At 67.8% G+C, this 23,860-nt stretch carries 26 protein-coding genes; 9 read left to right on the top strand and 17 right to left on the bottom strand.

All coding sequences use genetic code 11. The annotated features are described in order from the left end of the window. Positions 1 to 30: 30 nt before the first annotated feature. Entirely contained in the window at positions 31 to 738 is a 708-nt protein-coding gene (locus JK358_RS01550) for a glycoside hydrolase family 25 protein (RefSeq protein ID WP_232850571.1), read from the bottom strand. Between the two features lie 141 nt (positions 739 to 879). Beyond that, the gene (gene ggh / locus JK358_RS01545) at positions 880 to 2,220 is read right to left on the bottom strand and encodes a glucosylglycerate hydrolase (RefSeq protein ID WP_201943745.1); all 1,341 of its coding nucleotides are present in this window, start codon (positions 2,218 to 2,220) and stop codon (positions 880 to 882) included. Between the two features lie 306 nt (positions 2,221 to 2,526). Between ggh and JK358_RS01540 the strand changes: the two genes are divergently transcribed. The 4 genes from JK358_RS01540 to JK358_RS01525 all read left to right on the top strand — a co-directional run bounded on the left by JK358_RS01540 (position 2,527) and on the right by JK358_RS01525 (position 5,951). Further along, positions 2,527 to 3,231: an SDR family oxidoreductase gene (locus tag JK358_RS01540; RefSeq protein ID WP_201942514.1), complete on the top strand. Its 705-nt coding sequence runs from the start codon at positions 2,527 to 2,529 to the stop codon at positions 3,229 to 3,231. Positions 3,232 to 3,296: 65 nt separating this feature from the next. After that, the gene (locus tag JK358_RS01535; RefSeq protein ID WP_201943744.1) at positions 3,297 to 4,115 is read left to right on the top strand and encodes a polysaccharide deacetylase family protein; all 819 of its coding nucleotides are present in this window, start codon (positions 3,297 to 3,299) and stop codon (positions 4,113 to 4,115) included. Between the two features lie 41 nt (positions 4,116 to 4,156). Beyond that, positions 4,157 to 4,864 carry a TetR/AcrR family transcriptional regulator gene (locus tag JK358_RS01530; RefSeq protein ID WP_201942511.1) on the top strand — a complete coding sequence of 236 codons (708 nt, stop codon included), beginning with the start codon at positions 4,157 to 4,159 and terminating at the stop codon, positions 4,862 to 4,864. 91 nt (positions 4,865 to 4,955) lie between these two features. Beyond that, entirely contained in the window at positions 4,956 to 5,951 is a 996-nt protein-coding gene (locus tag JK358_RS01525) for an AurF N-oxygenase family protein (RefSeq protein ID WP_201943742.1), read from the top strand. 64 nt (positions 5,952 to 6,015) lie between these two features. On the opposite strand, the gene JK358_RS01520 is transcribed toward JK358_RS01525, so the two are convergent. Beyond that, positions 6,016 to 6,462: a hypothetical protein gene (locus JK358_RS01520; RefSeq protein WP_201942508.1), complete on the bottom strand. Its 447-nt coding sequence runs from the start codon at positions 6,460 to 6,462 to the stop codon at positions 6,016 to 6,018. A gap of 80 nt (positions 6,463 to 6,542) precedes the next feature. Beyond that, entirely contained in the window at positions 6,543 to 9,410 is a 2,868-nt protein-coding gene (leuS, locus tag JK358_RS01515) for a leucine--tRNA ligase (RefSeq protein WP_201942505.1), read from the bottom strand. 229 nt (positions 9,411 to 9,639) lie between these two features. Between leuS and JK358_RS01510 the strand changes: the two genes are divergently transcribed. Then, entirely contained in the window at positions 9,640 to 10,047 is a 408-nt protein-coding gene (locus JK358_RS01510) for an SdpI family protein (RefSeq protein WP_307817223.1), read from the top strand. A gap of 4 nt (positions 10,048 to 10,051) precedes the next feature. Here the strand turns inward: JK358_RS01510 and JK358_RS01505 are convergent, their stop codons facing one another. From JK358_RS01505 to JK358_RS01480, 6 genes are all read right to left on the bottom strand, one after another. After that, the gene (locus tag JK358_RS01505; protein WP_201942499.1) at positions 10,052 to 10,486 is read right to left on the bottom strand and encodes a GNAT family N-acetyltransferase; all 435 of its coding nucleotides are present in this window, start codon (positions 10,484 to 10,486) and stop codon (positions 10,052 to 10,054) included. A 14-nt stretch (positions 10,487 to 10,500) separates the two neighbouring features. Then, positions 10,501 to 10,923 (bottom strand): cupin domain-containing protein, encoded by a 423-nt coding sequence (locus JK358_RS01500; protein WP_201942496.1) that lies wholly within the window; start codon positions 10,921 to 10,923, stop codon positions 10,501 to 10,503. Between the two features lie 124 nt (positions 10,924 to 11,047). After that, positions 11,048 to 11,347 carry a hypothetical protein gene (locus JK358_RS01495; RefSeq protein WP_201942493.1) on the bottom strand — a complete coding sequence of 100 codons (300 nt, stop codon included), beginning with the start codon at positions 11,345 to 11,347 and terminating at the stop codon, positions 11,048 to 11,050. 106 nt (positions 11,348 to 11,453) lie between these two features. Further along, on the bottom strand, positions 11,454 to 11,828 hold the full coding sequence (locus tag JK358_RS01490; RefSeq protein WP_201942490.1) for an SCO6045 C-terminal-like domain-containing protein: 375 nt from the start codon (positions 11,826 to 11,828) through the stop codon (positions 11,454 to 11,456). After that, positions 11,825 to 12,787 (bottom strand): MbnB/TglH/ChrH family RiPP precursor modification enzyme, encoded by a 963-nt coding sequence (locus JK358_RS01485; protein WP_201943740.1) that lies wholly within the window; start codon positions 12,785 to 12,787, stop codon positions 11,825 to 11,827. Before JK358_RS01485 ends, JK358_RS01490 begins: the two co-directional genes overlap by 4 nt. A gap of 77 nt (positions 12,788 to 12,864) precedes the next feature. Further along, the gene (locus JK358_RS01480; protein ID WP_201942487.1) at positions 12,865 to 13,800 is read right to left on the bottom strand and encodes a TIGR04222 domain-containing membrane protein; all 936 of its coding nucleotides are present in this window, start codon (positions 13,798 to 13,800) and stop codon (positions 12,865 to 12,867) included. 104 nt (positions 13,801 to 13,904) lie between these two features. Between JK358_RS01480 and JK358_RS01475 the strand changes: the two genes are divergently transcribed. Then, positions 13,905 to 14,873, top strand: coding sequence for a bile acid:sodium symporter family protein (locus JK358_RS01475; RefSeq protein ID WP_201942484.1), 969 nt, complete (start codon positions 13,905 to 13,907; stop codon positions 14,871 to 14,873). Here JK358_RS01475 and JK358_RS01470 read toward each other — a convergent pair. From JK358_RS01470 to JK358_RS01455, 4 genes are read right to left on the bottom strand one after another with little or no spacing between them, the layout of a single operon-like run. After that, positions 14,827 to 15,942 (bottom strand): aminotransferase class I/II-fold pyridoxal phosphate-dependent enzyme, encoded by a 1,116-nt coding sequence (locus JK358_RS01470; RefSeq protein ID WP_201942481.1) that lies wholly within the window; start codon positions 15,940 to 15,942, stop codon positions 14,827 to 14,829. The two genes, JK358_RS01475 and JK358_RS01470, sit on opposite strands and share 47 nt — an antisense overlap. Beyond that, entirely contained in the window at positions 15,939 to 16,979 is a 1,041-nt protein-coding gene (locus JK358_RS01465; protein ID WP_201942478.1) for a 3-oxoacyl-ACP synthase III family protein, read from the bottom strand. Before JK358_RS01465 ends, JK358_RS01470 begins: the two co-directional genes overlap by 4 nt. A gap of 9 nt (positions 16,980 to 16,988) precedes the next feature. Continuing rightward, a complete protein-coding gene (locus tag JK358_RS01460; RefSeq protein ID WP_201942475.1) occupies positions 16,989 to 17,648 on the bottom strand; it encodes an SRPBCC family protein in 660 nt (219 codons plus the stop codon). A 2-nt stretch (positions 17,649 to 17,650) separates the two neighbouring features. Further along, entirely contained in the window at positions 17,651 to 19,345 is a 1,695-nt protein-coding gene (locus JK358_RS01455) for a thiamine pyrophosphate-binding protein (protein WP_201942473.1), read from the bottom strand. A 192-nt stretch (positions 19,346 to 19,537) separates the two neighbouring features. On the opposite strand from JK358_RS01455, the gene JK358_RS01450 reads away from it, so the two are divergent. The 3 genes from JK358_RS01450 (at position 19,538) to JK358_RS01440 (ending at position 21,886) form a co-directional block, all read left to right on the top strand. After that, complete coding sequence (locus JK358_RS01450) at positions 19,538 to 20,050, top strand: EXLDI protein (RefSeq protein ID WP_201942470.1); 513 nt, start codon at positions 19,538 to 19,540, stop codon at positions 20,048 to 20,050. Positions 20,051 to 20,162: 112 nt separating this feature from the next. Further along, positions 20,163 to 21,119: an ATP-binding cassette domain-containing protein gene (locus JK358_RS01445; protein ID WP_201942467.1), complete on the top strand. Its 957-nt coding sequence runs from the start codon at positions 20,163 to 20,165 to the stop codon at positions 21,117 to 21,119. Beyond that, a complete protein-coding gene (locus tag JK358_RS01440) occupies positions 21,116 to 21,886 on the top strand; it encodes an ABC transporter permease (protein WP_201942464.1) in 771 nt (256 codons plus the stop codon). The genes JK358_RS01445 and JK358_RS01440 overlap by 4 nt, the downstream gene beginning before the upstream one ends. A 50-nt stretch (positions 21,887 to 21,936) precedes the next feature. On the opposite strand, the gene JK358_RS01435 is transcribed toward JK358_RS01440, so the two are convergent. Genes JK358_RS01435 through JK358_RS01425 form a run of 3 tightly spaced genes read right to left on the bottom strand, consistent with a single transcriptional unit; the run spans position 21,937 to position 23,808 of the window. Then, positions 21,937 to 22,647 (bottom strand): anti-sigma factor family protein, encoded by a 711-nt coding sequence (locus JK358_RS01435; RefSeq protein WP_201942461.1) that lies wholly within the window; start codon positions 22,645 to 22,647, stop codon positions 21,937 to 21,939. Next, the gene (locus JK358_RS01430; RefSeq protein ID WP_201942459.1) at positions 22,644 to 23,150 is read right to left on the bottom strand and encodes a sigma-70 family RNA polymerase sigma factor; all 507 of its coding nucleotides are present in this window, start codon (positions 23,148 to 23,150) and stop codon (positions 22,644 to 22,646) included. The genes JK358_RS01435 and JK358_RS01430 overlap by 4 nt, the downstream gene beginning before the upstream one ends. A gap of 43 nt (positions 23,151 to 23,193) precedes the next feature. Beyond that, entirely contained in the window at positions 23,194 to 23,808 is a 615-nt protein-coding gene (locus tag JK358_RS01425) for a YqgE/AlgH family protein (RefSeq protein WP_201942456.1), read from the bottom strand. Between the last annotated feature and the right edge of the window lie 52 nt (positions 23,809 to 23,860).

The following is a 23,860-nucleotide window of genomic DNA, read 5'->3' as shown; positions in this document are numbered from 1 at the left end:
AACAACTGCTCGAACTGGCCGGAAAGTGAATCAGCTGCTGCCCGCGCTGCCGGTGCTGGGCATATTGGCGAACCGGGCGAGATCGCCCTGGGCTCCGCTGTACACGTTGATGTCGGTCGCGCCGGGGATGCCGGGGATGCTGCCGGAGTCGGTGTACTGCCAGAACGTCCAGGCGGGCCAGCCGCCGGGAACCTCCGGGTCGTCATTCCCGCGATAGTCGGCGATCCACAGCGGGTAGCGGGTGAACTGGTCGGAGTTCGCCATGGCGGTCTTCCAGAAGTTCACGCCCGTGTAGATGATCGGAACGCGGCCGGTCAACGCCTGCACCGTATTCAGGTACCGATGGGTCCAGTCGATGAGCGCCGGAGCCGGTAGCCCGCCGGAGTCCTCCAGGTCCAGGACCGGTGGGAGGTCGAGCGGGCCGTTCTGGCCGAGCACGATCGCCGAATAGAAGGCGGCCTGCGCTTCGGGCAGCAGGCCGGGGCGCGCGAAATGGTATGTGCCCCGGGCGACTCCGGCCGCCCGCATGAGCAGGCTGTCCTGCACGAAGAACGGGTTGATGTAGTTGAGGCCCTCGGTGGCCTTGACCATGGCGAAGCGGTGGCCCGCGCCGCGCACCGCGAACCAGTTGATGCCGCTGCCGCCGGGATGCTGCCAGGAGGAGACATCCGGGCCCTCCTCGGCGACAGCCGTGCCGGTGCCGGTAGCGGTGAGGATGCCCACCGCCGCGACCGTCATGCCGATGAAATACCTGCGCCGAGCCTTCGATCCCGAAATCCCGCTTTGGTACATGTCATTGGACAGTAAGGGGGTTCGGGTGATCCGCGTTGCATTGGCGCAGTGGTGTTCGCTATGAAGTTGCAATCATTATGATGATGGTCATCCGAGCCAGTCCAGCACCGAGGCGGCCGTCCACGACTGCTGCATGCTGCCCAGCGGTTCACCGGTGAACGGCTCGTAGTACTCGGCGAAGGTGCCGTCACTGGCCTGCCGCAGGCCCTCCGCGCGCAGCATGAACGAACGCTCGGCCCAGCCGCGGCGCGCGAAAACCCAGGAGAACAGCCAGCTCATCACCGGCCACACCGGGCCGCGCCAGTACTCGCGCGGCCGGAAGTCCTTGGCGACGGGCGAGGTCGACGGCGGCAGCGCGTAGCGCAGATCCGGATGTCCGCACCAGCGCGGTCCCTCGAACAGCCGCAGCAGCCGGCGTTCGGCGTCGCGGGTGAGCCCGCCGCACAGCAGCGGCGCGAAACAGGCGAGGGTCTCGGTGTCGATCCACTTGTCCGCGCGCACATCGAAATCCCGCGCCGCGCCGCTGCGCGCGTCGGTCGTCGCGATGACGCCCGCGCGGAAGTAGTCGGCCCACTGGTACAGCTCGCGCACATCGGCCAGCGGTTGCTTGTAGTCCTCGCCGATATTGGCGAGCACATCGCACGCCAGCGCGAAGATGGCGGTGACGAAGACGTCCTCGACGGCGAAGCTCATGGTGGAGGCGAGCTGATAGTCGTCGTAGCCGGCGCGGCGCATCTGCTCGACCAGCCACATGTAGCGGTCGTATTCGCGGTCGCTGGGCCGCTGCGTGGCGTCACCGACCACGTGCAGATCCTCCCGCTCGTAGGGCGGCAGGTCGGGGCCGGGGATCACGTTCGCGTAGGCGCGATCCCAGCGCGGCGAATTGTCCATCCCGGATTCCCACCCGTGATAGAGGGTGATGCGCCCGTTCTGCTTGGGGTCGCGGGCGTAGGCGAGCCAGCGATGCCAGCGCATCAGGTCGGGCCAGCGGCGATTCAGGAAATCCTCGGCGACCGCACGCGTGGACCGGCCGTGCCGCCGGGAATGATCCAGAATCCGTTGCACCGCAATGGCGTGCACGGGCGGCTGGGTGATGCCGGAGGTGTCGGGTCCGTCGGGCGCGTCGGCGGCGAGGCGGCGACACTCCCAGCGCGACGGCCCGGGGAAGTACCCGTCCACGCCATTGGCGAACACGATGTGCGGGATCATCCCGTTGCGCCACTGCGCCGACAGCAGCGTGTCCAATTCCAGTGCGGCGCGTTCCACGCTCAGGGGCGCCAGGCCCACCGCCACGAATGCCGCGTCCCAGCTCCACATGTGCGGATACAGCTTGGGCGCGGCGCTGGTCATGGTCCCCAGATCGTTGCCGCGCAGCAGGTAGGCCGCGCGGGCCGCGAGCTGGGTGGGCGTGAATCCGGGTTGCGTCATCGCCCTATTTTGCGCCGGAACCGGAAGGTACGCGCGCTGGGCACGGCTGGTGGACCGCGTGATGATCGGCATGGTGGAGACGGTTCCGGCATAGCCGCCCGCGGTCAGCGGGTCGGTGGGTAACGGGTGCGGCGTGGCGAGACCGTGGTGTGTCTCGCAGGTGGAGGGCTCGGTGTAGCTGGGGGACGGCTCCTGGTCGCCAGATCGCACTCTGTTCGCCTTCTTCGTGAATCCGCTGTGTCGATAACCACGTACGTGCCTCGCCCGGAGCATCGCCGCGATACCGCGCCCGGTTACGGTGATCACATGCCGAATTCCGCGGAGTCCAGCAACGTTGCACCCACCGCGCTCGTCACGGGTGCGAGCCGTGGTCTCGGGGCCGCCATCGCGCGGGAACTCGCGCCTTCGCATCGCCTGCTGCTGGGGGCGCGCACACCGGAGGCGCTCGACCCGATTCTGGGTGAATTGCCCGGTGCCACAGGGTGGCCGGTGGAGCTGACCGACTACGCGGCGGTGGCCCGCGCGGTCGAGCCGATCGACCGATTGGACGTGTTGGTGCACAATGCCGGGATCGCCGACCTGGGCACCATAGCGGATTCCACCGTCGAACAGTGGCGGAATACCTTGGAAGCCAACCTGATAGCCGTGTCGGAGCTGACACGCCTGCTGCTGCCCGCCCTGCGCGCCGCCAACGGCCATGTGGTGCTGATCAATTCGGGTGCGGGACTGCGCGCCAACGCCGGGTGGGGCGTGTACGCGGCCAGCAAATTCGGTCTGCGCGCCTTCGCCGACGCGCTGCGCCTGGAGGAGCCGAGCCTGCGCGTCACCTCCGTGCACCCCGGCCGCATCGACACCGATATGCAGCGCGCCATCGTCGCCGACGAACAGCGCGACTACCAGCCGGATGAATTCCTCACCGCCGGCACCGTGGCCCGCGCCGTCCGCAACGCGGTGGAGACGCCGCGTGACGCCCACCCCACCGAGATTGTGCTGCGTCCCATCCCCCGCTGACCGCCGCGCGCAATTACGATCTTCTCCGGCAGCACGTCGCCTATTCGGAGTGAACGACACCCATGATGGACAGAAGAGGTCTGCTCACCCTGCTCGCGGCCGGCACCGCGGCGGTATTGACCGGTTGCAGCCAGGCGCACAGCGATCCGCTGGAGAGCGGCTCCGGCGGCGGCCAGCCGTTCGGGCTGCCGGACAACTTCCCGTCGGGTTCGGGCGCCGGCGCGAAGTCGCTGCCCGCGCCGCCGACCGGTCCGAAGACCCGCATTCCCGCCGGCACCATCACCGCGCTGCCGGGTGCGGGCAACAGCATGGCGCTCACCGTCGACGACGGGGCGAGCCCCGAGGTGGTCGGTGCGTACATCAAGTTCGCGAAGGACACCGGCGCGCGCTTCACCTTCTTCGTGACCGCGTACTACGACTCGTGGACCACGCACCGCGATGCGCTGCGGCCGCTGGTGGACTCGGGTCAGATCCAGCTGGCCAACCACACCTGGGATCACGCCGACCTGACGGCGATCTCCTCGGCGGCCGTCGCGGATCAGCTGAGCCGTTCGAAGACCTTCCTGCGCAACAACTTCGGCGTGGACGGCACACCGTATTTCCGTCCGCCGTTCGGCAGGCACAACGGCACGGTGGACAAGATCGCCGCCGATCAGGGGTACACGGTGCCGACCATGTGGTACGGCTCGCTCTCGGACTCCGGCGTCATCACCGAGGAATACCTGTTGCAGTGCGCGAGAGAGTATTTCAACCCGCAGACCATCGTCATCGGGCACGCCAACGCCCCGGCGGTCACGCACTGCTACGACCAGCTCGCCGACATCATCCGGGAACGCAACCTGTCGATGGTGACGCTCAACGACGTCCTGCTGCCGCCCGCCTAGCCGGATACACCCGGTCGCGCGGGCATGGAATGCTCTATCCCATGGCTGTGGACAGGGCGGAAGTGGCGGGTGGTCGCTGGGGCGATCACAATGCCGAACGCCGTCGCGCCGTCATCGCCGCGTACATCGAGCTGATCGAGGAATCCGAGCCGGGCGCGGACATCCCGCTGCAGTTGATCGCCGACCGTGCCGGGCTGAAGCGATCGGTCGTGTACCGGCATTTCAGTGACCGCGGGGATCTGGACGCCAAAACCCGCGAGTTCGCGGTGGACAGCGTGGTCGAGCTGGTGATGCCGGACTTCGATCCGGCGGAAAGCCTGTGGGACACCGTCTTCCGGATCGTCGATACCTATGTGGGGTGGGTGTCGGTGCACGCCCGGCTGCACGACTGGGTCGAACGCGGGCCCGGCAGCGGTGACCTCGCGGGCAGAGCCGTCGTGACGGGCACGAAAGCCGCTATCGGGCAGCGTGTTTCGGATCTGTTCACGATGGCGGCGGCGGTGGTGGATCTGGAGCACGCGGGTATCGACGCCGCCTCCTTCGGGATCGTCTCGCTGGTCGACGGGGCGGTGACCCGCTGGCTCGACACCAGGCCGCCGGGTCTGGACGCGGCCGAGGTGACGCGGGTGCTCACCGACTCGATCTGGTACCTGGTGGACGGGCACGCGCGCAGCCGGGGCTTCGTCGTCGATCCGAACCTGCCCATCGCGGAACTGCTGGCCGCGCCGCCCGCCCGATTCGACGCCTGATCTCCAGGTATCCCTTTGTTTGCGACATCGTGTCGCGATCACCCTTGTTTTCGCATGTCCACAGCTGTACCTTCGGCATGAGTGCGACATGATGTCGCGATCAAAGGTTAGGGAGAACCTGATGAAGGCACTCACGCCCTCCGACGACTACACCGAAACGCTGAGCACCCTCTCGTACGGATCCGTGCACAAGCGCTTCGACCCGTACATCGACATCGACTGGGACCATCCGGACTTCGCGGTACGGCGTGACGACGACCGCTGGATCCTGCCGCCCACCGACCCGTTCGGCGCCCACCCCTGGTACCAGGCCCTGCCGCGGGAACGGCAGATCCACATCGGCATGTGGCGACAGGCCAATGTGGCCAAGGTCGGCCTGCAATTCGAGAACCTGCTCATCCGCGGGCTCATGCAGTACGTGTTCGCGCTGCCCAACGGCTCACCCGAATTCCGGTACTGCACACACGAAGCCGTCGAAGAGTGCAACCACACCATGATGTTCCAGGAGGTCGTGAACCGCATGGGCATGGATACGCCCGGCATGCGGCCCTGGGTCCGGGTGGTCGGGCCGCTCGTGCCCTTCCTGGCGTCCTTCTTCCCGGAATGGTTCTTCGTCATGGTGCTGGCCGGTGAGGAACCCATCGACCACGCGCAGAAAACCGTCCTGCGCGGCGGCGAACGCACCCACCCCATGCTCGAGCGCGTCATGTCCATTCACGTCGCCGAGGAAGCCCGGCACATCAGCTTCGCGCACCGCTACCTCGAACAGCACGTGCCCGAACTCGGACCCGTTCACAAACTGATCCTGTCCGTGGTCTTCGCGCCGACCATGCGCATCATCTGCGACCTCATCGCCGTACCCACCCGCAGATTCCGGCAGGACTGCGACGTGCCCCGCTGGGTGGTCCGCGACGTCTTCTGGCGCAGCCCGGAAGCACGAAAGACGCTGCGCGGCTTCTTCGCCGACGTGCGCATGCTCGCCGGAGAACTGAAACTGATGAACCCGCCGGCCAAGCTGCTGTGGAAGATCTGCCGCATCGACGGCCCCGCCTCCCGCTACCGCAGCGAACCGGCCCGCGCTGTATGACGAACGATCGGGCCCGGTGCGTACCCGCGTACCGGGCCCGAATTCTGTTGTCGCGCAGTGTGGGTCAGTAGACGCGGGTGCCGCCGACGCCGTAGGAGAACCCGTGGCCCTTGGAGTCGCAGGTGATGCGGTATTCGGGGGCGGGGCTGTTGACGCAGGTGGCGCCCGCGTAGTTGATCATCGAGGTTTCGTTCATGGGCATGCCCTTGGCGCCGGGACGCGAGTAGCGGCCGAAAGCGCCGAAGGTGGGGTGCGCGGGGAGGAAGGCGACGTCGATGGCGAGATCTTTGACCGGGATGAAGTACCAGGTTCCGGTGCCGTTCAGATCGCAGCCGACATCACCGTTCGGTTTGATCGTGCAGCCGCCCATGGTGCCCGCGAAATACACGGTGTCGCCGACCAGGTATTCGGCGGGATCGACCCAGGTGGAGGCGGACGCGGTGCCGGAACCCGACACCACGGCCGCCGCGCTGAGCAGGGCCGCGCCGAGGAAAGTGCCTGCTTTTCTCATGTCTCCGAAGCTAATTCGCGCACCGGCGGACCACTATCGGGCGGGTGCCCTAATCTTCCGCCGGTGCGTAGCCGGATGGGTCAGGCGACGATGTTCACCAGGCGGCCGGGCACCACGATGATCTTGCGCGGGTCCTTGCCGCCCAGCAGTTCGGCGATCTTCTCGTCGGCCAGGGCGGCGGCCTGTACCGCGGCCTGGTCGGCGTCGGCGGGGACGCTCACCCGGCTGCGGACCTTGCCGTTGACCTGAATCGGGTACTCGACCGAATCCGCCACCAGCAGAGCCGGATCCGCGACCGGGAACGGGCCGTGGGCCAGGGCGGTGGTGTGGCCCAGGCGCTCCCACAGTTCCTCCGCGATATGCGGGGACATGGGGGCCAGCATCAGGACCAGCGGCTCCACCACCGAGCGCGGCGCGCCCGCCGGGTAGGCCTTGGTCAGGTGGTTGGTCAGCTCGATCAGCTTCGCGCCCGCGGTGTTGTCGCGCAGGTTGGCGTAGTCGTCGTCCACGCCGGCGATCGTCTTGTGCAGCAGGCGCAGGGTTTCCGGCGTGGGCTCCTCGTCGGTCACCTTGATCGCGCCGGACTCCTCGTCCACCGCCAGCCGCCAGGCCCGCTGCAGGAAGCGGTGCGCGCCCACGACATCCTTGGTGGACCACGGACGTGAGGTGTCCAGCGGGCCCATCGACATCTCGTAGAAGCGGAAGGTGTCCGCGCCGTACAGATCGCACATCTCGTCGGGGGAGATGGCGTTCTTCAGCGACTTGCCGATCTTGCCGTACTCCTGGAAGACCTCGATCTCCGTGCCGGAGGTGTTGGTCCAGAAGAACTTTCCGTCGCGCTCGACGACCTCGGCGGCCGGGATGTACGCGCCGCGCTCGTCGGTGTAGGCGAAGGCCTGGATGTAGCCCTGGTTGAACAGGCGGCGATACGGCTCGTAGCCGGACACGTCACCCAGGTCGAACAGGACCTTCTGCCAGAAGCGGGCGTACAGCAGGTGCAGCACCGCGTGCTCGACACCGCCGACGTACAGATCGACGCCGCCCGGATCCTTCGGGCCGTGCTCGGCCGGGCGCGGGCCCAGCCAGTACTGCTCGTTCTCCGGCGCGCAGAACGCCTCGGTATTGGTCGGATCCGCGTAGCGCAGCTGATACCAGGAGCTGCCCGCCCAGTTGGGCATGACATTGGTGTCGCGGCGGTACTTCTTGGGGCCGTCGCCCAGATCCAGTTCCACGTGCACCCAGTCGGTGGCCTTCGCCAGCGGCGGGGACGGCTCGGAGTTCGCGTCGTCCGGGTCGAAGGTGACCGGGGCGAAGTCCTCCATCTCCGGCAGCAGCACCGGCAGCATGGATTCGGGCAGGGCGTGCGGCGCGCCGTCCTCGTCGTAGACGATCGGGAAGGGCTCGCCCCAGTAGCGCTGGCGGGCGAACAGCCAGTCGCGCAGCTTGTACTGGATCTTGCCGAAACCGTGGCCGTCGGCTTCCAGCTGGGTGATGATGCGCGCCTTGGCGGCCTCGACATCCATGCCGTCCAGGAAACCGGAGTTCACCAGTGCGCCGTCGCCGGAGTAGGCGGACTCCGAGATGTCGCCGCCCGCGATGACTTCCACGATCGGCAGGCCGAAGGCGGTGGCGAACTCCCAGTCGCGCTGATCGTGACCGGGGACGGCCATGATCGCGCCGGTGCCGTAGCCGCTCAGCACGTAGTCGGCGATGAAGATGGGCAGGCGCGCGCCGTTGATCGGATTGGTGGCGTGGGAGCCCAGGAAGACGCCGGTCTTCTCCTTGCTCTCCTGGCGCTCCAGATCGGACTTGGCCGCGATCGACTTGCGGTAGGCCGCAACGGCTTCCGCCGGCGTGCCGCCCTCGCCGATCCAGCGGGCATCGGTGCCCGCCGCGTATTCGGCGGCGGTCAGCTTGTCGACCAGGTCGTGCTCGGGGGCCAGCACCACGTAGGTGGCGCCGAACAGGGTATCGGGGCGGGTGGTGAAGACCTCGATGGTGTCGCTGCCCGCCTCGAAGCGCACCTGCGCGCCGCGCGAACGGCCGATCCAGTTGCGCTGCATGGCCTTCACGTTCTCCGGCCAGTCCAGCTCGTCCAGGTCGTCGACCAGGCGGTCGGAGTAGGCGGTGATGCGCATCATCCACTGCCACAGGCGCTTGCGGAACACCGGGAAGTTGCCGCGCTCGGAGCGGCCGTCGGCGGTGACCTCCTCGTTGGACAGCACCGTGCCCAGCCCCGGGCACCAGTTGACCATCGAATCCGTCTGGTAGACCAGGCGATACGAGTCGATCAGCGTGGTGCGCTCGGAGGGGGACATCTCCGACCAGGCGCGGCCCTTGTCGCTGCGCTTGCCGGATTCGAACTCGCTGATCAGTTCGGTGATCGGCCGGGCCTTGCCCTGGCCCTCGTCGAACCAGGCGTTGTAGATGCGCAGGAAGATCCACTGCGTCCACCGGTAGTACTCGGGATCGGTGGTCGCGAAGGAGCGGCGGCGATCGTGGCCCAGGCCCAGACGATCCAGCTGCCGCTGCATGGTGGCGATATTCGACTCGGTGGTCACGCGCGGGTGCGCGCCGGTTTGCACCGCGTACTGCTCGGCGGGCAGGCCGAAGGCGTCATAACCCAGGGCGTGCAGCACATTTCGGCCGTGCATGCGGTGGTACCGCGCGAACACGTCGGTGGCGATATAGCCCAGCGGATGCCCGACGTGCAGGCCCGCGCCCGACGGGTACGGGAACATGTCCTGGATGAACAGCTTGTCGGCGGGCGTGGCACCGGCCAGCGGGCCGACCGGATTCGGCGCGTAGAACGTGCCGCGCTCCTGCCAGTTCCGCTGCCACTTCTGCTCGACGCGTCCGGCGAGGTCGGCGTTGTAGCGGTGTGCCGGGACATCATTGGCCCCCGCCGCGCCCGCGGTGGGTGTGTCGGTTGCACGAATGTCCTGCACGGTCCTGCCTTCTGCTTGCCGATCCCCGATAAGGTCGCTCACCAGGGTAAAGCGTCGCCCACCCAGGCCCCAAAAAGGGTCGGAACCTCGCACCCCCACCGCCGTCGTGTCGCCCGCGCGCCGCGCGCGGGTTGCCGCCGGCGGCGGATGCGCGGTGTGCCGCAGCCCACTTCGCGGGGCGGGGCCGGTCGGTCGCCGCCGGGCGGTGCAGTAGCTTGTAGGAGTGATCGTGGTGGCCTTGATTCTCTTCGCGCTGTCGGCGGTGGCCGTGGTCACCGGGGTACTCGGATTCACCGGGACGCTGCCGCCCAACCGCTTCGTGGGCGTGCACACCGACGACGTGATGCGCTCCGAGGAGTCCTACCGGCTAGCAAACAAGGTCGCCGCCCCGACCTCGATCGTCGCGGGCATCCTGCTGGCCGCCAGTGCCGCGGTCGCCCTGATCTCCTCCGGCTTCGTCGCCCTCCTCGTGCCCGCCCTGGCCGTCGTGGTCGCCGTCTTCACCCTCGGCGCGGGCGCGGCCGCGGCGGGCAACGCGGTGGCGAAGGCCTTCCCGGCCCCCGCCGCCGTCGGCGGTTGCGGCAGCGCCTGTGGCGGCTGCTCACTCCGCAGCACCTGCGAAACCCCCGCGCACTGATCTTTCAGTCGCCGTCGAGCGCCTTGCGCATCCAGATGTGCGGGATGCCCGCGTCCATGCCGATCTCCCCGTAGGCCGCGTAGCCGAGGCGTTCGTAGAAACCCTGGGCGTGGGTCTGCGAGTGCAGTTCGACGGTGGCCAGGCCCCGTTCGCGGACGCGATTCTCGATGGCGCGAACCAGCGCCACGCCGAGGCCGGTTCCGCGGGCTTCCTTCAGTACGGCCAGGCGGCCGAGGATTCCCACCTCGTCGCGGACGATCATGCGACCGGCTCCGGCGGGCTTGCCGTCCAGGCTGGCGAGGAAGTGGTCGGCGGTCGCGTCGAGGGCGTCGAGCTCCTCTTCCTCCGGGACGCCCTGCTCGTCCACGAAAACCCGCACGCGGACGGCGTAGGCGTCGGACAGTTCCTGTTCGGTGGTTACCGTGACGACCTCGATCATCAGGCCAGCATGCCTCAGCGGTCGGGGTCGCTCCTGCTCGGCTCGGCTGCGCACGGTGGCGGGGCGACCGGACGGGACAGTGGGCTGCCGGCCGGATTGACGTAGAAGACGGTCAGTGTCAAGGGTTTCCGGCCACTGTTGCGGGCCAGGTGGGCGTGCTCGCGGCCACGCGGCTCCCGGAAGATCCGCCACGGGCGCTTGACCACCGGCGCACAGTTCATGCCGGGGTGATCGAGGGCGCTTCCGGTGACCAGGACCCACAGCGTGCCGTCGTGAAAATGCCAGCCACTGTCGCCACCCGGTTCGATGACGGTCTGCCGGAGCACGAACTCACGCCCGGCGACGGTGAATCGGAACAGCACCCTACTCGCGGTACCCAGGGCGGGCGCGGCATTCGCGCGGAATCCGCGCTGCGGATCATGGCGGAGGAACGGCATATTCATATCCTCGCGTTCACGAACTCGCGCGGCGTAACCCGTCGCTCCGGCTCGCTTCGCGGCCCGGATCCGCCCCGTCGTTCCGGCCACAAGTATGCCGGAACGACAGGGCGGATCCGCCGGATCAGTGGTCGTCGTAGTGACCGTCGTGGGCGGCGTGGCGGTGGCCGTCGTGGATGTAGTCGACGTGGTCGCCGTGCTGGACAGCTACATGGCCGCAATCAGCGCCGTGGGTGTGGTCGGCGTGGTCGTGAGTGACGTGGCCGGTGGTCTCGCACTCGTCGAAGTGGCCGTCGTGCTCGCGGTGGATGTGGCCGTCGTGGATGTAGTCGGTGTGGTCGCCGTGGGTGAAGGCGTCGTGACCGCAGGACGGGCCGTGGATATGGTCGTGACCTGCGTGAACCCGGTGCTCGGTGGTCGTCATCGGACTTCCTTTCGAGTGGTCTGGAAACATCGCGGCAAACTCATCGCGACATTAGCACTCGCGCATGAATCGTCCGCCAGGCAACTGCGGAGTTACCGGGTTCGGGTCAGCGAAACAGGTCGCGCAGGCGGCGGCGCGGTCTGTGGGAAGCCAGATCGTGATCGGCGGCGAAGGCCTCGGCGTCGGCGGCCGTACTGATCTTCGGGCGAGCGTGCGCCCAGGCCGTGTACTTCGCGGCGAAGCCGGGCCCGCACTCGTGGGCCAGCAGGGGGTACCGGGCGGCGACCTCCTCGGCCCGCTTGTGCAGCAGCGCCTTCACGGTGGCCGTGATGTCGGCCCGGTCGAACCCGGGCGGAATCTCCCCGCCCGCCACCAGGGCTCGCACCAGCGCCGCCTGCTGCTGTGCCAGCATGCCCGGGGCCGTCGGGCCGGGAGGGTCGCTCATACCGGCGGCATCGCTGGTACCAATGGTGTCGCTCATGCCGATAGCGCACCTGCCCGCAGCGTCACCTCGGGCCGCCCCGCTGCCGCGGCGATGGCGGCCAACTCCGCCACGAGTTCGCCTGCGGGCGGATAGTTTCCATCCCGCTCCAGCATGAGCGGCACCGGATTGCGTGCCGTGAACTCCGAGACCAGCTCCAGTACCGCCGCGGGCACCGCGTGCACATGCGTGTCGTGATATCGCCCGCCTACCTCGCGGCCTCCGGCCACATGGCAGTACGCGATCCGCTCGGTCGGCAGGCTGAGCAACTCCGTCAGCGGATCACGAGACCTGTTGCGCGCGTTGGCGTACACGTTCGCGATATCGACCAGTAGATACACGCCGGTCCGATCCACCAGCTCCCGCAGGAACTCCGCCTCCGTGAACTCCGCGTCCGGCCACTCGAACAGCGCCGCGATGTTCTCGACCGCCAGCGGCACTTCGAGCTCCGCCTGCGTACGAGAGATGTTGCGCGCCAGCACATCCAGCGCCTCCCGGGTGCGCGGCACCGGCAGCAGATGCCCCGCCTCGATCCCGCCCGCCCGCACGAAGGCGATGTGCTCGCTCACCAGCGGCGACCCGAGCGCTCGCGCACAATCGGCCAAATGCTCGACCCGGTGCGCATCGACTCCTTCGGCTCCACCGAGTGACAGTGAAATTCCATGCGGCACAACAGCTACCCCGGTCGCACGCAGCGCCTCCAGTTCCTCCGGCACGGGTACGCCCGGCTGTCGTGGCGCGGATGCGTTGCGTCCGCGCGGCGTCCACCCGCTCGTCCGCCGGACGAGCGCGGACCAACCCTCCGATGGTCGGCGCCGTCCCGGCGCCCGCCCGGCATACGGCAGCGACTCCGCGATCACCTCGCAGAATCCGATGCCTTCCAAACCCGCTATGACGCCGCAGATTTCACGCCGCCAGCCGACACCGATCCCGCCGTTCGGCAGCAGGCCGCCGCCCATCAGCGGGCCGCCATCTGACAGCGAGCCGCCTGCTCCAGATTGTGGCGTGCCGGTCGAGCCGGGCTGCGGGGTCGCGCTCATCCGCCACAGCCTCCTCCACCGCCGCCACAGCCTCCGCCGCCTCCCCCTCCGCCACCGTCGCCCCCGCTGCCGCCGCCGGAGCAGCTGCTGCCGGAGCCGCTGTAACCGCCGGATCCGCTCGCGGAGATGGTTCCGGTGTTGCCCGCGAGTTCGGGATCGAGCTGCCAGATGACGGCGGCGCCGAAGAGGGCGGCGGCCAGCGCGGCGCTGTCCGTGCCGTAGGAGGTGTAGGCGGGCGAGTTGCCGGGGCGCAGATGGCTGTTGCGCTGCATGGTTTCCTGCCGGGTCCGGCGGCCCTGCTGGGTCAGGCGGACCGGGCGCATCACGAGCACGGTCAGGATGAAGACGCCGATCATGGCCAGAATCAGGAAGACGACCGGCTTGTGGTTGGCCGAGCCCGCCACGATCCGGATGATGCCGAGCACCAGCAGTGCGTCCAACGGCAGCGCGGCCAGGAACAGGCTCCGCTGTTGCGCGGGGCTGAGCAGGTAGCCGCGGTCGACCAGCGACTTGCGCAGGGTCTTCAGCGGACCGGTCGACGCGCCGGACATGGCCAGCACGTGTTTCTTGTGCCCGGTGCGCAGGTAGGCGAGCAGCGCCTTGGAGAAGCTGTCGAGCGGCTGTTCGGTGATGCGGTCGGGGCCGCGGGTGGGTGTGCCCGCCGAACTGATCAGGCCGTGCCCGCGCAGTTGCGCCAGCCCCGCGAGCACCGGCCGGCGGTCGTCGAACAGCATGGCCGTCTCGGTGACGGTGAGCGGATGCGCGTGCGGGCGGGTGTGCGAGGTGTCGCGAATGATTCTGGCCCGCTGGGTGAATCCGTACACCGCGGCGGCCAGGGCCGTGAGCAGGTAGAAGCCGAGAAATGCCGGTCCGGAAATCCCCCACGTGTCCGCGGCGGCCGGGACTGCGGCCTGGATGGTCACTGTGACCATGGCGATCCCCCCTCGGGAGTCGTCTGGACGTCGATCACCCCCAGTATCGCCGTCGTACGGGTCCGGTGTTAATCCAAATAAATTGGGGTGTTTAAGTTGGGCGGGTGCGATTTCTCAGCAAGTTCTATATCGACGGATTCATTCTGTCGATCATCGGCGCTGTCGTCGTGGCCAGCATTTTCCCGGCCCGGGGTGACGCGGCGACGGTGGTGGACTGGCTGACGAAAATAGCCATCGCATTGCTGTTTCTGCTGTACGGCACCCGGCTGTCCCCGCAGGAGGCGCTGGCGGGCCTGAAGCACTGGCGACTCCATCTCACCGTGCTGGCCTGCACATTCGTCCTGTTCCCGATCATCGGCCTGGCCGCGCGACTACTGGTGCCGCACGTGCTGACCGACGACCTGTACACCGGTGTGCTGTTCCTGTGCCTGATCCCGTCCACGGTGCAGTCCTCGATCGCGTTCACCTCCATCGCCAAGGGCAATGTGGCGGGCGCGATCGTGAGCGCCACGGTGTCGAATCTGCTGGGCGTCTTCCTGACTCCCGCCCTGGTGATCCTGTTGATGAACACCACCGGGCAGGCGAGGGTGGACCCCTCGGCCATCCTCGACATCGTGCTGCAGCTGCTGGTCCCGTTCTTCGTCGGACAGTTGCTGCGGCCCAAGGTGATCGGCTTCCTGCGCCGCTACGCGGAGCCGACGAAACTGGTGGATCGCGGATCCATCGTGCTGGTCGTGTACGCGGCGTTCAGCGCGGGCATGGTGGAGGGCATCTGGAACACCCTGTCGCCGTGGCGGATTCTGGCCGTGGTCGCCGTGTGCTGTGTAATCCTGGCCCTCGTGCTGGCCGCCACGGCCTTCCTCGGCGAGGCGCTGGGCTTCGAGCGGGCCGACCGGATCGTGGTGGTGTTCTGCGGATCCAAGAAGAGCCTCGCCACCGGCCTGCCCATGGCCACCGTGCTGTTCGCGGGCTCCCCGGTCGGCCTGATCGTGCTGCCGCTCATGATCTTCCATCAGATCCAGCTGATCACCTGTGCCGCGATCGCACAGCGCTGGGCTCGGACCGCACCGTGACGGACAGCATCCGGCTGTCCTCGCCCCGCAGCGCATCGTGCGGCCCGGCCAGGGCGCGCAGCACCGCGCGATCGGCATCCGGATCGCCGACCGCGATGCGCGCGCTCCCGTCGGGATAGCGTTTCACCGCGATCCCGGCATGTGTGAGCGTGGCCGCGATATCGCTGCCCGGCAGGAACAGGAAGTTGCCGCTGCTGCGCGGCACCCGGATACCGTGCCGCCGCAACGCGTTCCGCAGCAGCTCCCGCTGCGTGGTGATGCGCAGAATGCGTTCGCCCAGTTCGGCTTCCGCGGCATAGGAGGCGCGCACGGCCGCCACCGCCGTCTCCGGCATGCCGAACGGCAGTTGCAGCCGCCGCACCCGCGCCAGCAGTTCCGCCGACCCGAAGCCGTACCCGATGCGCAGCCCGGCCAGCCCGTACGCCTTGGAGAAGGTGCGCAGCACGATCACATTGGGGTGCCTGCGTACCAGCTCCACCACATCGAGAGTGTCACTCGCGCCGAGGAATTCGACGTACGCCTCATCCAGGATCACGGGGACGTGCGCGGGAATCGAATACAGGAAGCCCTTCAGCTCACTGGCCGGGACCACGGTGCCGGTCGGATTGTGCGGCCGGCACACCGCGATCAGCCCGGTGCGCTCGTCCACCGCCCGCGCCATGGACCACAGGTTCTGGCGGCCCGCCGAATCCAGTGGCACCTGAATTGTGCTCAGCCCCAGCTGATTCGCCATGATCGGATACCCGTCGAAGGTGGGCGTCGCGAAGATGAACCGATCACCCCGGGCGGGCAGCGTCTGCATGATCTGCATGGCCACCCCGGTCGCGCCGGAGCCCACCACGATCTGCTCGGCGTCCACCCCGAGATGATCGGCGACGACACGCGGCAGCACTCGCGGCAGGAACTCCGGATACCGGTTCGCCCGCGACAGGCATTCCTCCACCGCGTCGCTCACGGAAGGCAGTGGCGGAAACGGGTTTTCACTCAGCGTCAGGTCGAAGCGCACCGCGTCGAAGCGCGGTGCCTGCGAGAGTGACGCCTCCTGCGGTGCGGCGGGGTGCGCACTCATACCGCCGCGCCCCACCGTACGGCCGCCGCGCCCGCGAAGTCCCCGGCATGGGCGAAGGCCGACATCAGCACGATCGACCCGTTGCGCAACCGGCCCGCCCGGTTCTCGGTGTCGAGGGTGACGGGAATGCCTGCCGCGAACAGGTTTCCGCATTCGTCGAAGGTGTCGGGGTGTCGTTCGGCGGGCAGCTCCAGCGCATCGTGCCAGTTGCGCAGGAACAGCCGGTTGGGCTGATTGGTGACGAAGGTGTCGATGTCGCGGCCCTTCACGCCGATCCGATCGCAGACCGCCAGCGCGACCTCCGGCACCAGCCGGTTGCCGCGCGAGAACACCTTGGCCACTTTGGATTCGGTGAAGGAGACGCAGCCCTGGCCTTCGCCCGGCTCCCAGTACCTGCGCTCGGACCCGGTGCTGAACTCCATGTCGCCGGCGAACTCGGGATAGGTGCGGCATTCCACATCGAGAATGGGCGCGGCATTGTTCTTCACGAGAAGCCCTGCGCCACAACCATCCCCGGGCACGGGTGCCTGGGCGAGCCCGCGGATCTCGGACTGGGTGAACACCGGCCCCGCGCAGTTCTGCGTGGCCAAGATGAGCGCGGTGCGCGCGTCGGTGGAGCGCAGGATGGTGCGGGCCAGCTCCATCATGTGCACGAAGGCCGCGCAGCCGCCGTTGTGCACGTCGAACACCCAGCGCGGCCGCATGTTCAGCCGCCGGGCCACCTCCGCGCCGCAGCCCATCACCGGATTGTCCGGCAGCTGGGTGTGGGTCAGCAGCACATCGATGGTCGAAAGCTCCTGTGCGCCATGGCGGTCGATCAACGGTGCGACCGCACGCTCCACCATGTCGACCGCCGTCTCGTCACGCTGCACGTGGTGGCGAGCCTTCGGGGCGCGGAACATGACGTTCTTGGCCATCCGCTCGGAACGCGAGAACTGCGTGAAGTACTCCGTGCCCACCGGATCGCCGGGCAGATAGCTGGAGACGTCCACCAGGCTGACGGGTACGGTCCGCAGGTTCGGGTCGGTGAAATCCATGCTCTGTCCTCAGTCCATCCAGGCGGGCTTGACCGGCAGCCCGTGCGACACGCGGTATTCGGCAATGGCTTTGAGGTTGTCCAGCTCCAGCTGGTGCCCGGCCGAGAACATCTCCCAGAAGTCGCCGACCCACACCTTGCGACCCGCGGGCGCGGTGTCCGCGTACGGGTTCTTGTCGTAGAACGGGTGGTGACAGTTGTTCCACAGCACCACCGACCCGGGCTTGTCGAACACCACCTGCGCGTCCACCACCCGCATCAGGTAGATCATCCACAGGTGTTCGCCCTGATCCCAGGCGCAGTGGTAGTCCACCGTCATGGCCTCGGGATTGGCGACCGTGCGGGTGTAGATGCGGGTGTCGGTGCCCAGCCGGTCGTAGGCCAGCCACAGTCCCGGCTGCTCGGTCTCGTCGAAGCCGCGCAGGCTGTAGGTCCACTCCTCCAGAGACCTGGTGTCCGCGAGGTATTCGTACAGGTCACGCGGCGGCGCGTCGATATACCCCTGGACGGGGCAGAATTCGCCGAACACCTGATCGTGCGGATACACCGACCGCAGCATGTCGAGAATGATCGGGGTGGTGGCGTCGCGATCGGAATTCTCGATCCGCAGCACGCCGGGCACCACCTCCTCGGGAATGTCGCTGAGTGCGGGCAGGGCACTGGTGGTCACGGTTACCTCCTGGGGGCCGTCAGAAACGGTGTGAAGGGCGGGATCTCGTCGGGATCGCAGTCGATGGCGATGAACGACGGACCGGGACGGCCGACGCAGTGCCGCAGCGACGCGGACAGTTCGGCGAGGGTGGTGGGTGCGTGGGCGCACATATCCGGGAACATGGCGGCGACCCCGGCGCCCGGATACGCCGGCCGGAACCTGTTGAAGCTGTACCGATCTCCGTAAAAGATCTGTTCACGAGTTATGCACATGGCGTGGGCGTTGTTGTTGAAGACGAGGAACGTGATGGGCAGGTTGTGCTCGATCGCGGTGTGGATCTCCATGCCGTGCATGAAGAACGCGCCGTCACCGGCGATGACGAAGGTGCGGCGGGTGTCGCCGCCCGGCGGTCCGCAGCAGGCGAAGGCCGAGCCGATCCCGGCCCCGAAGGCGTAACCCATGCCGCCCATCCCCAGGGCCACGGTGAATCGGCCGTCGCGGGGGAGCCGCAGGTGATGCACCACCGCCGCGCCGGTGTTTCCCGCATCGGCGAAAACATCGGAGCCGTCCGGCAATTCGGCGTTGATCGTCTCGACGACCTCGCGATACCGCAGGCCGGGTCCGTTCGCGGCGGGCACATCGAGCGGTGTGAGGCTGTGGATACTCGGCGTGCGCTGCGGGGGGTGGGGTTCGGAAGTTCCTGTGGGAAGGGATGATTCGCTGACCATCTCGGTGAGCGTGGTCGCGAGGTCGGTCGTGTGCGCGTGGATCGAAGGCAGGAACGGCGACTCGGCCCCCACGCTGGCGATGGTCACCCCCGCCAGGGATTGCTCCAGCCCCGCCCGCGCGGTGACCGGCATGCGGGTGCCGACGAGCAGGCACAGCGCCGCATTGTGCAGGGCGTCGACCAGTTCGGGGTGCCCCATACTGCCGGCCACGCCGCAGAATCCGGGATCGGCGTGGTGGTAGGCGTCCTTGGCGTCAGGCGCGACGCCCACGGCGGCGTCCAGTACGGCCGCGAGTTCGGCCAGTTCGTCGCGGGCATCGTCGCGGGCCACCTGATCACCGGCGATGATCACGATCTTGCCGGTGGCGCGGGCCGTGCGGACGGTGTCGAGCACCCGCCACAGGCTCGCGATATCGCGGTGGTAGCGCCGCACCGGTGGCACGAAGGCCGGCGCGATCAGATCGGCCTGCTGAACATCCTTGGGCAGCAGCAGCACCGAGGGCCCGCCCCGGTAGGCCGCGGCGACCGCGCATTCCAGGTGAGCGGGCAGGCGGGAGGCGTTCTCCACGCGGGCGCAGTACTGCGAGATCGGCGAGAACAGCCGAACCGCGTCGAACGCGCCCGCCCGCCCGCTCGAGTCCTGGAAGGCGCCCTTGCCCTCCAGGACGGTCGGCGGCTGCCCGACGAGGGCCAGCACGGGCACCCGGGAGGCGAAGGATTCGGCGAGCCCGGCCACCAGATTCATGGCCCCGCCACCGGACGTGGCCACCACGACTCCGATTCCGGAGGTGGATCGCGCGTACCCGTCGGCCATCGTCGCGGCCGAGAATTCGTGTTTGGCCACCACCGCCGTGACGGTTTGCCGGTGGTCGAACGCGGCGTCGTAGAGATCTTCGATATTGGCGCCGTCCACGCCGAAGATGTGCCGTACGCCCAGTGCCGAAACGGCTCTGACCAGGTAGTCTGCTGCCCTAGAACTGCTGTGCATGGGCGGTCCTTCCGGTGCCTGACACAGGATTGCCCGAGTCTCGTTACCCGGGATACGAATGTGAGCAGTCGACGGTTCAACGACTCTCACGGACGCTGGATACCCGGGGGTTCGGGGGCGAAGCCCCTGCGAGTCCCGCGAGTTGGTCCCACACTCTTGCCATGTATGTATACGTCTACGTATAGTGGTGTCATGCCGAACAAGACGATCTACGTATCCGATGAAGACCTCAAGCTGTTTCAGCGCGCGCAGGAACTGGTGGGGGGAAATCTGTCGGGCGCGATCGTGACGGCGCTGCGGCGCTACATCGAGCTCGAAGAGGGCCGCATCGAGGGTTACGACGAGGTGATCCTCAAGGTCGGCAAGGACGGCGTGCGGCAGGTCCGCTTCTCCGGCAAACTCCTCGCCGAACTGCACGAAGTCACCGACAAGCAGGTCGAGGACTATCGCGTGTACCGCACCCGCAAAGGCGCGTATGCGGTACACACCCACTTCTCGCTGTGGTCGGAGTACCCGACCGACGGCTTCCTCAAGGACGTGAAGAACTGGCGCCGGATGTTCGGGCTCGGCGAACAGGAATGGGGCGACTACAAACTCGACGTCGTCGACAACCTCGAGGATGTGAAGGACCTGGTGCCGTCCCGCCTCTACGCCCGCGTCGCGGATATGGCCGGCGGCCCGAACATCGAAGATCTCGATATCTGACATTCCGATAGCACTGCCGCGCAACTGAATACATAACTCGCTTCGACCACCGCCTCGGGTCGACGCCTTGATAAGTCATGCATACATGCATATTCATTGATGAGAGGGACTCATGAACCCCGACTACCGCCAGTCGGCCATCTCGGTCACCGGCCTCAACAAATCCTTCGGCGAGCAGATCGTCCTCGACCGCATCGACTTCGAAGTCAAAGAGGGCAGCATCTTCTCGCTGCTGGGCCCCAACGGCGCGGGCAAAACCACCACCGTGCAGATCCTTTCGACCCTGCTACGCCCGGACGGCGGTGAAATAACCGTCGGCGGTTACGATCTCGCCACCGCGCCGGAGGGCGTGCGCTCCTCGATCGGCGTCACCGGCCAGTTCTCCGCGGTGGACGAACTGCTCACCGGCCGCGAGAACCTCATCCTCATGGGCGACCTGCACCACCTTCCGCGCCGCGAAAGCGTCGCTCTCGCCACGGATCTGCTGGAGAAGTTCGACCTGGTCGACGCCGCCGACAAGCCCGCGAGCAGCTACTCCGGCGGTATGACCCGCCGCCTCGACCTGGCCATGACCCTGGTCGGCGGCCCGCGCATCATCTTCCTCGACGAGCCCACCACCGGCCTCGACCCGCGCAGCCGCCGCGTGGTCTGGGACATCGTCCGCGACCTGGTCGCGGGCGGGGTCACCATCTTCCTCACCACCCAGTATCTGGAGGAGGCCGATCAGCTGGCCGACCACATCGCGGTCCTCCACGGCGGCCGCATCGTCGCCGAAGGCACCGCCGACCAGCTGAAACGACTCGTCCCCGGCGGTTACATCCGCCTCGACTTCATCGAGCGCGACACGCTTGCCGCCGCCGCGACGGCGTTCGGCGGGGCCGCGCAGGTCAACGGCGACCTGACGCTGGCCATCCCCAGCGACGGCGGCGTGCACGCCGTCCGCGACGTGCTCGACCGCCTCGACAGCCTGCGCATCGAGCCCGCCGGGCTGTCCGTGCACACCCCCGACCTGGATGACGTATTCCTCGCCCTCACCGGTGGCGAGACCGTGAAGGAGACCGTGCGATGAGCACCCTGACCCACTCGTTCGCCGACTCGAAGACGATGCTGCGGCGAAACCTGTTGCACGCCAAGCGGTATCCGGCCATGACCTTCGGGCTCATCATCATGCCGATCCTGCTGCTCCTGCTGTTCAACTACGTGTTCGGCGGCGCGCTCGGCGGATCCACAGGCGAGAAGTACATCAACTACCTGACGCCCGGCATGATGCTCATGATCCCGGCGTACATGGTTGCGGGCGTAGCGGTTTCGATCTCCTCGGATATGACCAAGGGCATCGTCAACCGGTTCCGCACCATGCACATCGCACAGTCCGCCATGCTGACCGGCGAGGTGCTCGGCGCCTGGATCCAGGGCATGCTCGGCGTGACCGCCATGACCCTGGTGGCCGTGCTGGTCGGCTTCCGGCCCGACGCCAACGCGCTGGAGTGGCTGGCCGCCTTCGGCCTCATCGGCCTGGTGATCTTCGCGCTGACCTGGCTCGGCGTCGCCTTCGGCCTGATCGCGCAGTCGCCGGAGAGCGCCAGCAACCTGCCCACCCCGATCATCTTCCTGCCCTTCCTGGGCAGCGGCCTGGTGCCCACCGACACCATGTCCGCGGGTGTGAAGCAGTTCGCCGAATACCAGCCCTTCACGCCCATCACCGAAACCCTGCGCGGGCTGCTGATGGGCACCGAGATCGGGAACAACGGAGTCCTCGCCCTCGTCTGGTGCCTGGCCATCGCGATCGTCGGATACGTCTGGTCGAATTCGCTGTTCCGCAAGAAGGTCAAGTAGTCCCTGCGAGAGAACGGCGCACCCGCCACCGGGTGCGCCGTTTTCGTGTCTCAAAGTCCCGCTGTCAGAACGACTTTCCCGGCCGCATTGCGGACCTCGACCACCTTCAGATCCTCCGGCGGGGCGGAGGTGGTGCCGTCCGGGGTGTACACCTCGCCCGGTTTCGCCGTCCATTCCGCGAGTTTCGACTGCGTGCCGTCCTGCCGGACCACCCACATCGACAGTTGCCAGGCGTAGATGCTGTCCGACGGCGGATAGCTGCACCACATGTCGACGCGCGTCTGACCGTCCACCACAAGGACTTTGAACGTGGCCACGATGGTCGTGTCGACCTGCGGCGCGAAGGAGCCCTCCGCCACCACCTCCTGCGCGGGCGGGCGGTGACTCACGATCTCGGCGGTCACCGGCACCGCGATGGCCACCGCGGCGGCCACGGCCGCGACCGCGCCGCCGAGCGCGGTCAGCCGACTGCGTCGCCGCTTGCGGTCGGCCCGGTCGGCCAGTGCGGGCAGCAGCCGTTCCGGGGGCGGCGGCACATTCGCCGGGGGATCCTCCTGTGCGGCAAGCGAATCCGCGGTCTCGGCGTCCACCAGCGCGAGCAGGCCCGGCAGGCCCGCCAGTTCCGTCACCTCCGACCGGCAGCGTTCGCAACCGGCCAGATGGTCCTCGTACTCTCGGCGCTCGTCGCGGGCGAGAGCGCCGAGCACGTACGCACCGTCCCACGTCGCATAGGCGTCGCAGAGCTCCTGGCTTTCGGTCACTTCGTCACCCCCATCTCCTGCAGCACCAAACGCAAGGCCCGCATGCCGTAGTGCATCCGGGATTTCACCGTGCCCTCCGGGATATCCAGTTCCGCCGCGATCTGATGCGTGGACAGGCCCCGGTAGTAGGCGCGGACGATGACAGCGCGGTGATCCATGCTCAGCCGCGCGAGCGCGTCCGCGACCAGCCAGCCGTCCAACGCCCGATCGGCCTGATCGGGTTGCGGTTGTTCGGGCGGATGGTCGGTACGGTATTCGCGACGGTTGCGCGCACTGCGATGTTCGTCCACCGCCAGGTTACGGGCGACCGTGAACAGCCACGCCCGCGCGGAGGTCGTCGACTGATCCAGGATGGCCGGACGCTGCCAGGCCCGCAGCAGGGTCTCCTGCACGATGTCCTCCGCCCGGCCCGGATCACCCACCAGCCCGAACGTATAGCGCCACAGTGCGGCCGCATGCTCCTCGTAGATCGCGCGGAGCAAGGCCGCCTGATCATCCGGCATCGGTCACCTCCGCATCACTTCACGACACAGAGCGTGCCGCGGTTCAGTTTCGTTCGAGTTCGATCGGATGCGTCGCGAGCAGGGACAACGGGAGCGGTTGGCGGCGCAGCACGGCGGCCCAGAGATCGGCGCGGCCGGCCAGGGGGTCGGTGGGGAGGGCGGACAGGACGATCCAGTCGCCGCGGTCCAGTTCGCCCTCGAGCTGGCCGAAGGTCCAGCCGGCGTAGCCGGCGAAGATGCGCAGGCCCTCGACGAGGGGTTCGATGGTGTCGGGGTCGGAGTCCAGATCGACCAGGGCGACTCTGCCGTCGACCCGTCTGAGGCCGGGGACTCCGTCGAAGGAGGCGCCCACCTTGACGGTCGCGAGGCACAGGGCCGCATCACGTTTCACCGGGCCGCCGATGTAGAGCGCACGGGGTGCGGCGGCCAGATCGGCCCAGTTGGGGAGCACGTCGTGGACGGCGGTGTCACTGGGACGGTTCAGTACCACGCCCAGGCTGCCCGCGTCGTTGTGCTCGATGATGTACACGACGGTGCGCCGGAAAGAGGGTTCCGTGAGATCGGTTGCGGACACCAGCAGAGTTCCAGGACGTACCACCTGGTCCTCGCGCCGGAATTCGCGTCGAGAACGGTCACCGTGTTCCTCTGCGCGTGCCACTCCGCCATCATCGCACTGGCACAAGCCATTTGCTGTACTTAATTGGTCATGC

Source organism: Nocardia acididurans, assembly GCF_016741815.1.
Classification (GTDB): domain Bacteria; phylum Actinomycetota; class Actinomycetes; order Mycobacteriales; family Mycobacteriaceae; genus Nocardia; species Nocardia acididurans.
Note: the sequence above shows the minus strand (reverse complement) of the source record. Positions and strands in the feature narration are given on the sequence as shown.

Excerpts from the sequence above, each read along its gene's own strand:
- JK358_RS01550 (WP_232850571.1), bottom strand. The coding sequence starts at position 738 with ATGACGGTCGCGGCGGTGGGCATCCTCACCGCTACCGGCACCGGCACG.
- ggh (WP_201943745.1), bottom strand. The coding sequence starts at position 2,220 with ATGACGCAACCCGGATTCACGCCCACCCAGCTCGCGGCCCGCGCGGCC.
- JK358_RS01540 (WP_201942514.1), top strand. The coding sequence starts at position 2,527 with ATGCCGAATTCCGCGGAGTCCAGCAACGTTGCACCCACCGCGCTCGTC.
- JK358_RS01535 (WP_201943744.1), top strand. The coding sequence starts at position 3,297 with ATGGACAGAAGAGGTCTGCTCACCCTGCTCGCGGCCGGCACCGCGGCG.
- JK358_RS01530 (WP_201942511.1), top strand. The coding sequence starts at position 4,157 with ATGGCTGTGGACAGGGCGGAAGTGGCGGGTGGTCGCTGGGGCGATCAC.
- JK358_RS01525 (WP_201943742.1), top strand. The coding sequence starts at position 4,956 with ATGTCGCGATCAAAGGTTAGGGAGAACCTGATGAAGGCACTCACGCCC.
- JK358_RS01520 (WP_201942508.1), bottom strand. The coding sequence starts at position 6,462 with ATGAGAAAAGCAGGCACTTTCCTCGGCGCGGCCCTGCTCAGCGCGGCG.
- JK358_RS01505 (WP_201942499.1), bottom strand. The coding sequence starts at position 10,486 with ATGATCGAGGTCGTCACGGTAACCACCGAACAGGAACTGTCCGACGCC.
- JK358_RS01500 (WP_201942496.1), bottom strand. The coding sequence starts at position 10,923 with ATGCCGTTCCTCCGCCATGATCCGCAGCGCGGATTCCGCGCGAATGCC.
- JK358_RS01495 (WP_201942493.1), bottom strand. The coding sequence starts at position 11,347 with ATGACGACCACCGAGCACCGGGTTCACGCAGGTCACGACCATATCCAC.
- JK358_RS01490 (WP_201942490.1), bottom strand. The coding sequence starts at position 11,828 with ATGAGCGACACCATTGGTACCAGCGATGCCGCCGGTATGAGCGACCCT.
- JK358_RS01485 (WP_201943740.1), bottom strand. The coding sequence starts at position 12,787 with ATGGGCGGCGGCCTGCTGCCGAACGGCGGGATCGGTGTCGGCTGGCGG.
- JK358_RS01480 (WP_201942487.1), bottom strand. The coding sequence starts at position 13,800 with ATGGTCACAGTGACCATCCAGGCCGCAGTCCCGGCCGCCGCGGACACG.
- JK358_RS01470 (WP_201942481.1), bottom strand. The coding sequence starts at position 15,942 with ATGAGTGCGCACCCCGCCGCACCGCAGGAGGCGTCACTCTCGCAGGCA.
- JK358_RS01465 (WP_201942478.1), bottom strand. The coding sequence starts at position 16,979 with ATGGATTTCACCGACCCGAACCTGCGGACCGTACCCGTCAGCCTGGTG.
- JK358_RS01455 (WP_201942473.1), bottom strand. The coding sequence starts at position 19,345 with ATGCACAGCAGTTCTAGGGCAGCAGACTACCTGGTCAGAGCCGTTTCG.
- JK358_RS01450 (WP_201942470.1), top strand. The coding sequence starts at position 19,538 with ATGCCGAACAAGACGATCTACGTATCCGATGAAGACCTCAAGCTGTTT.
- JK358_RS01445 (WP_201942467.1), top strand. The coding sequence starts at position 20,163 with ATGAACCCCGACTACCGCCAGTCGGCCATCTCGGTCACCGGCCTCAAC.
- JK358_RS01440 (WP_201942464.1), top strand. The coding sequence starts at position 21,116 with ATGAGCACCCTGACCCACTCGTTCGCCGACTCGAAGACGATGCTGCGG.
- JK358_RS01430 (WP_201942459.1), bottom strand. The coding sequence starts at position 23,150 with ATGCCGGATGATCAGGCGGCCTTGCTCCGCGCGATCTACGAGGAGCAT.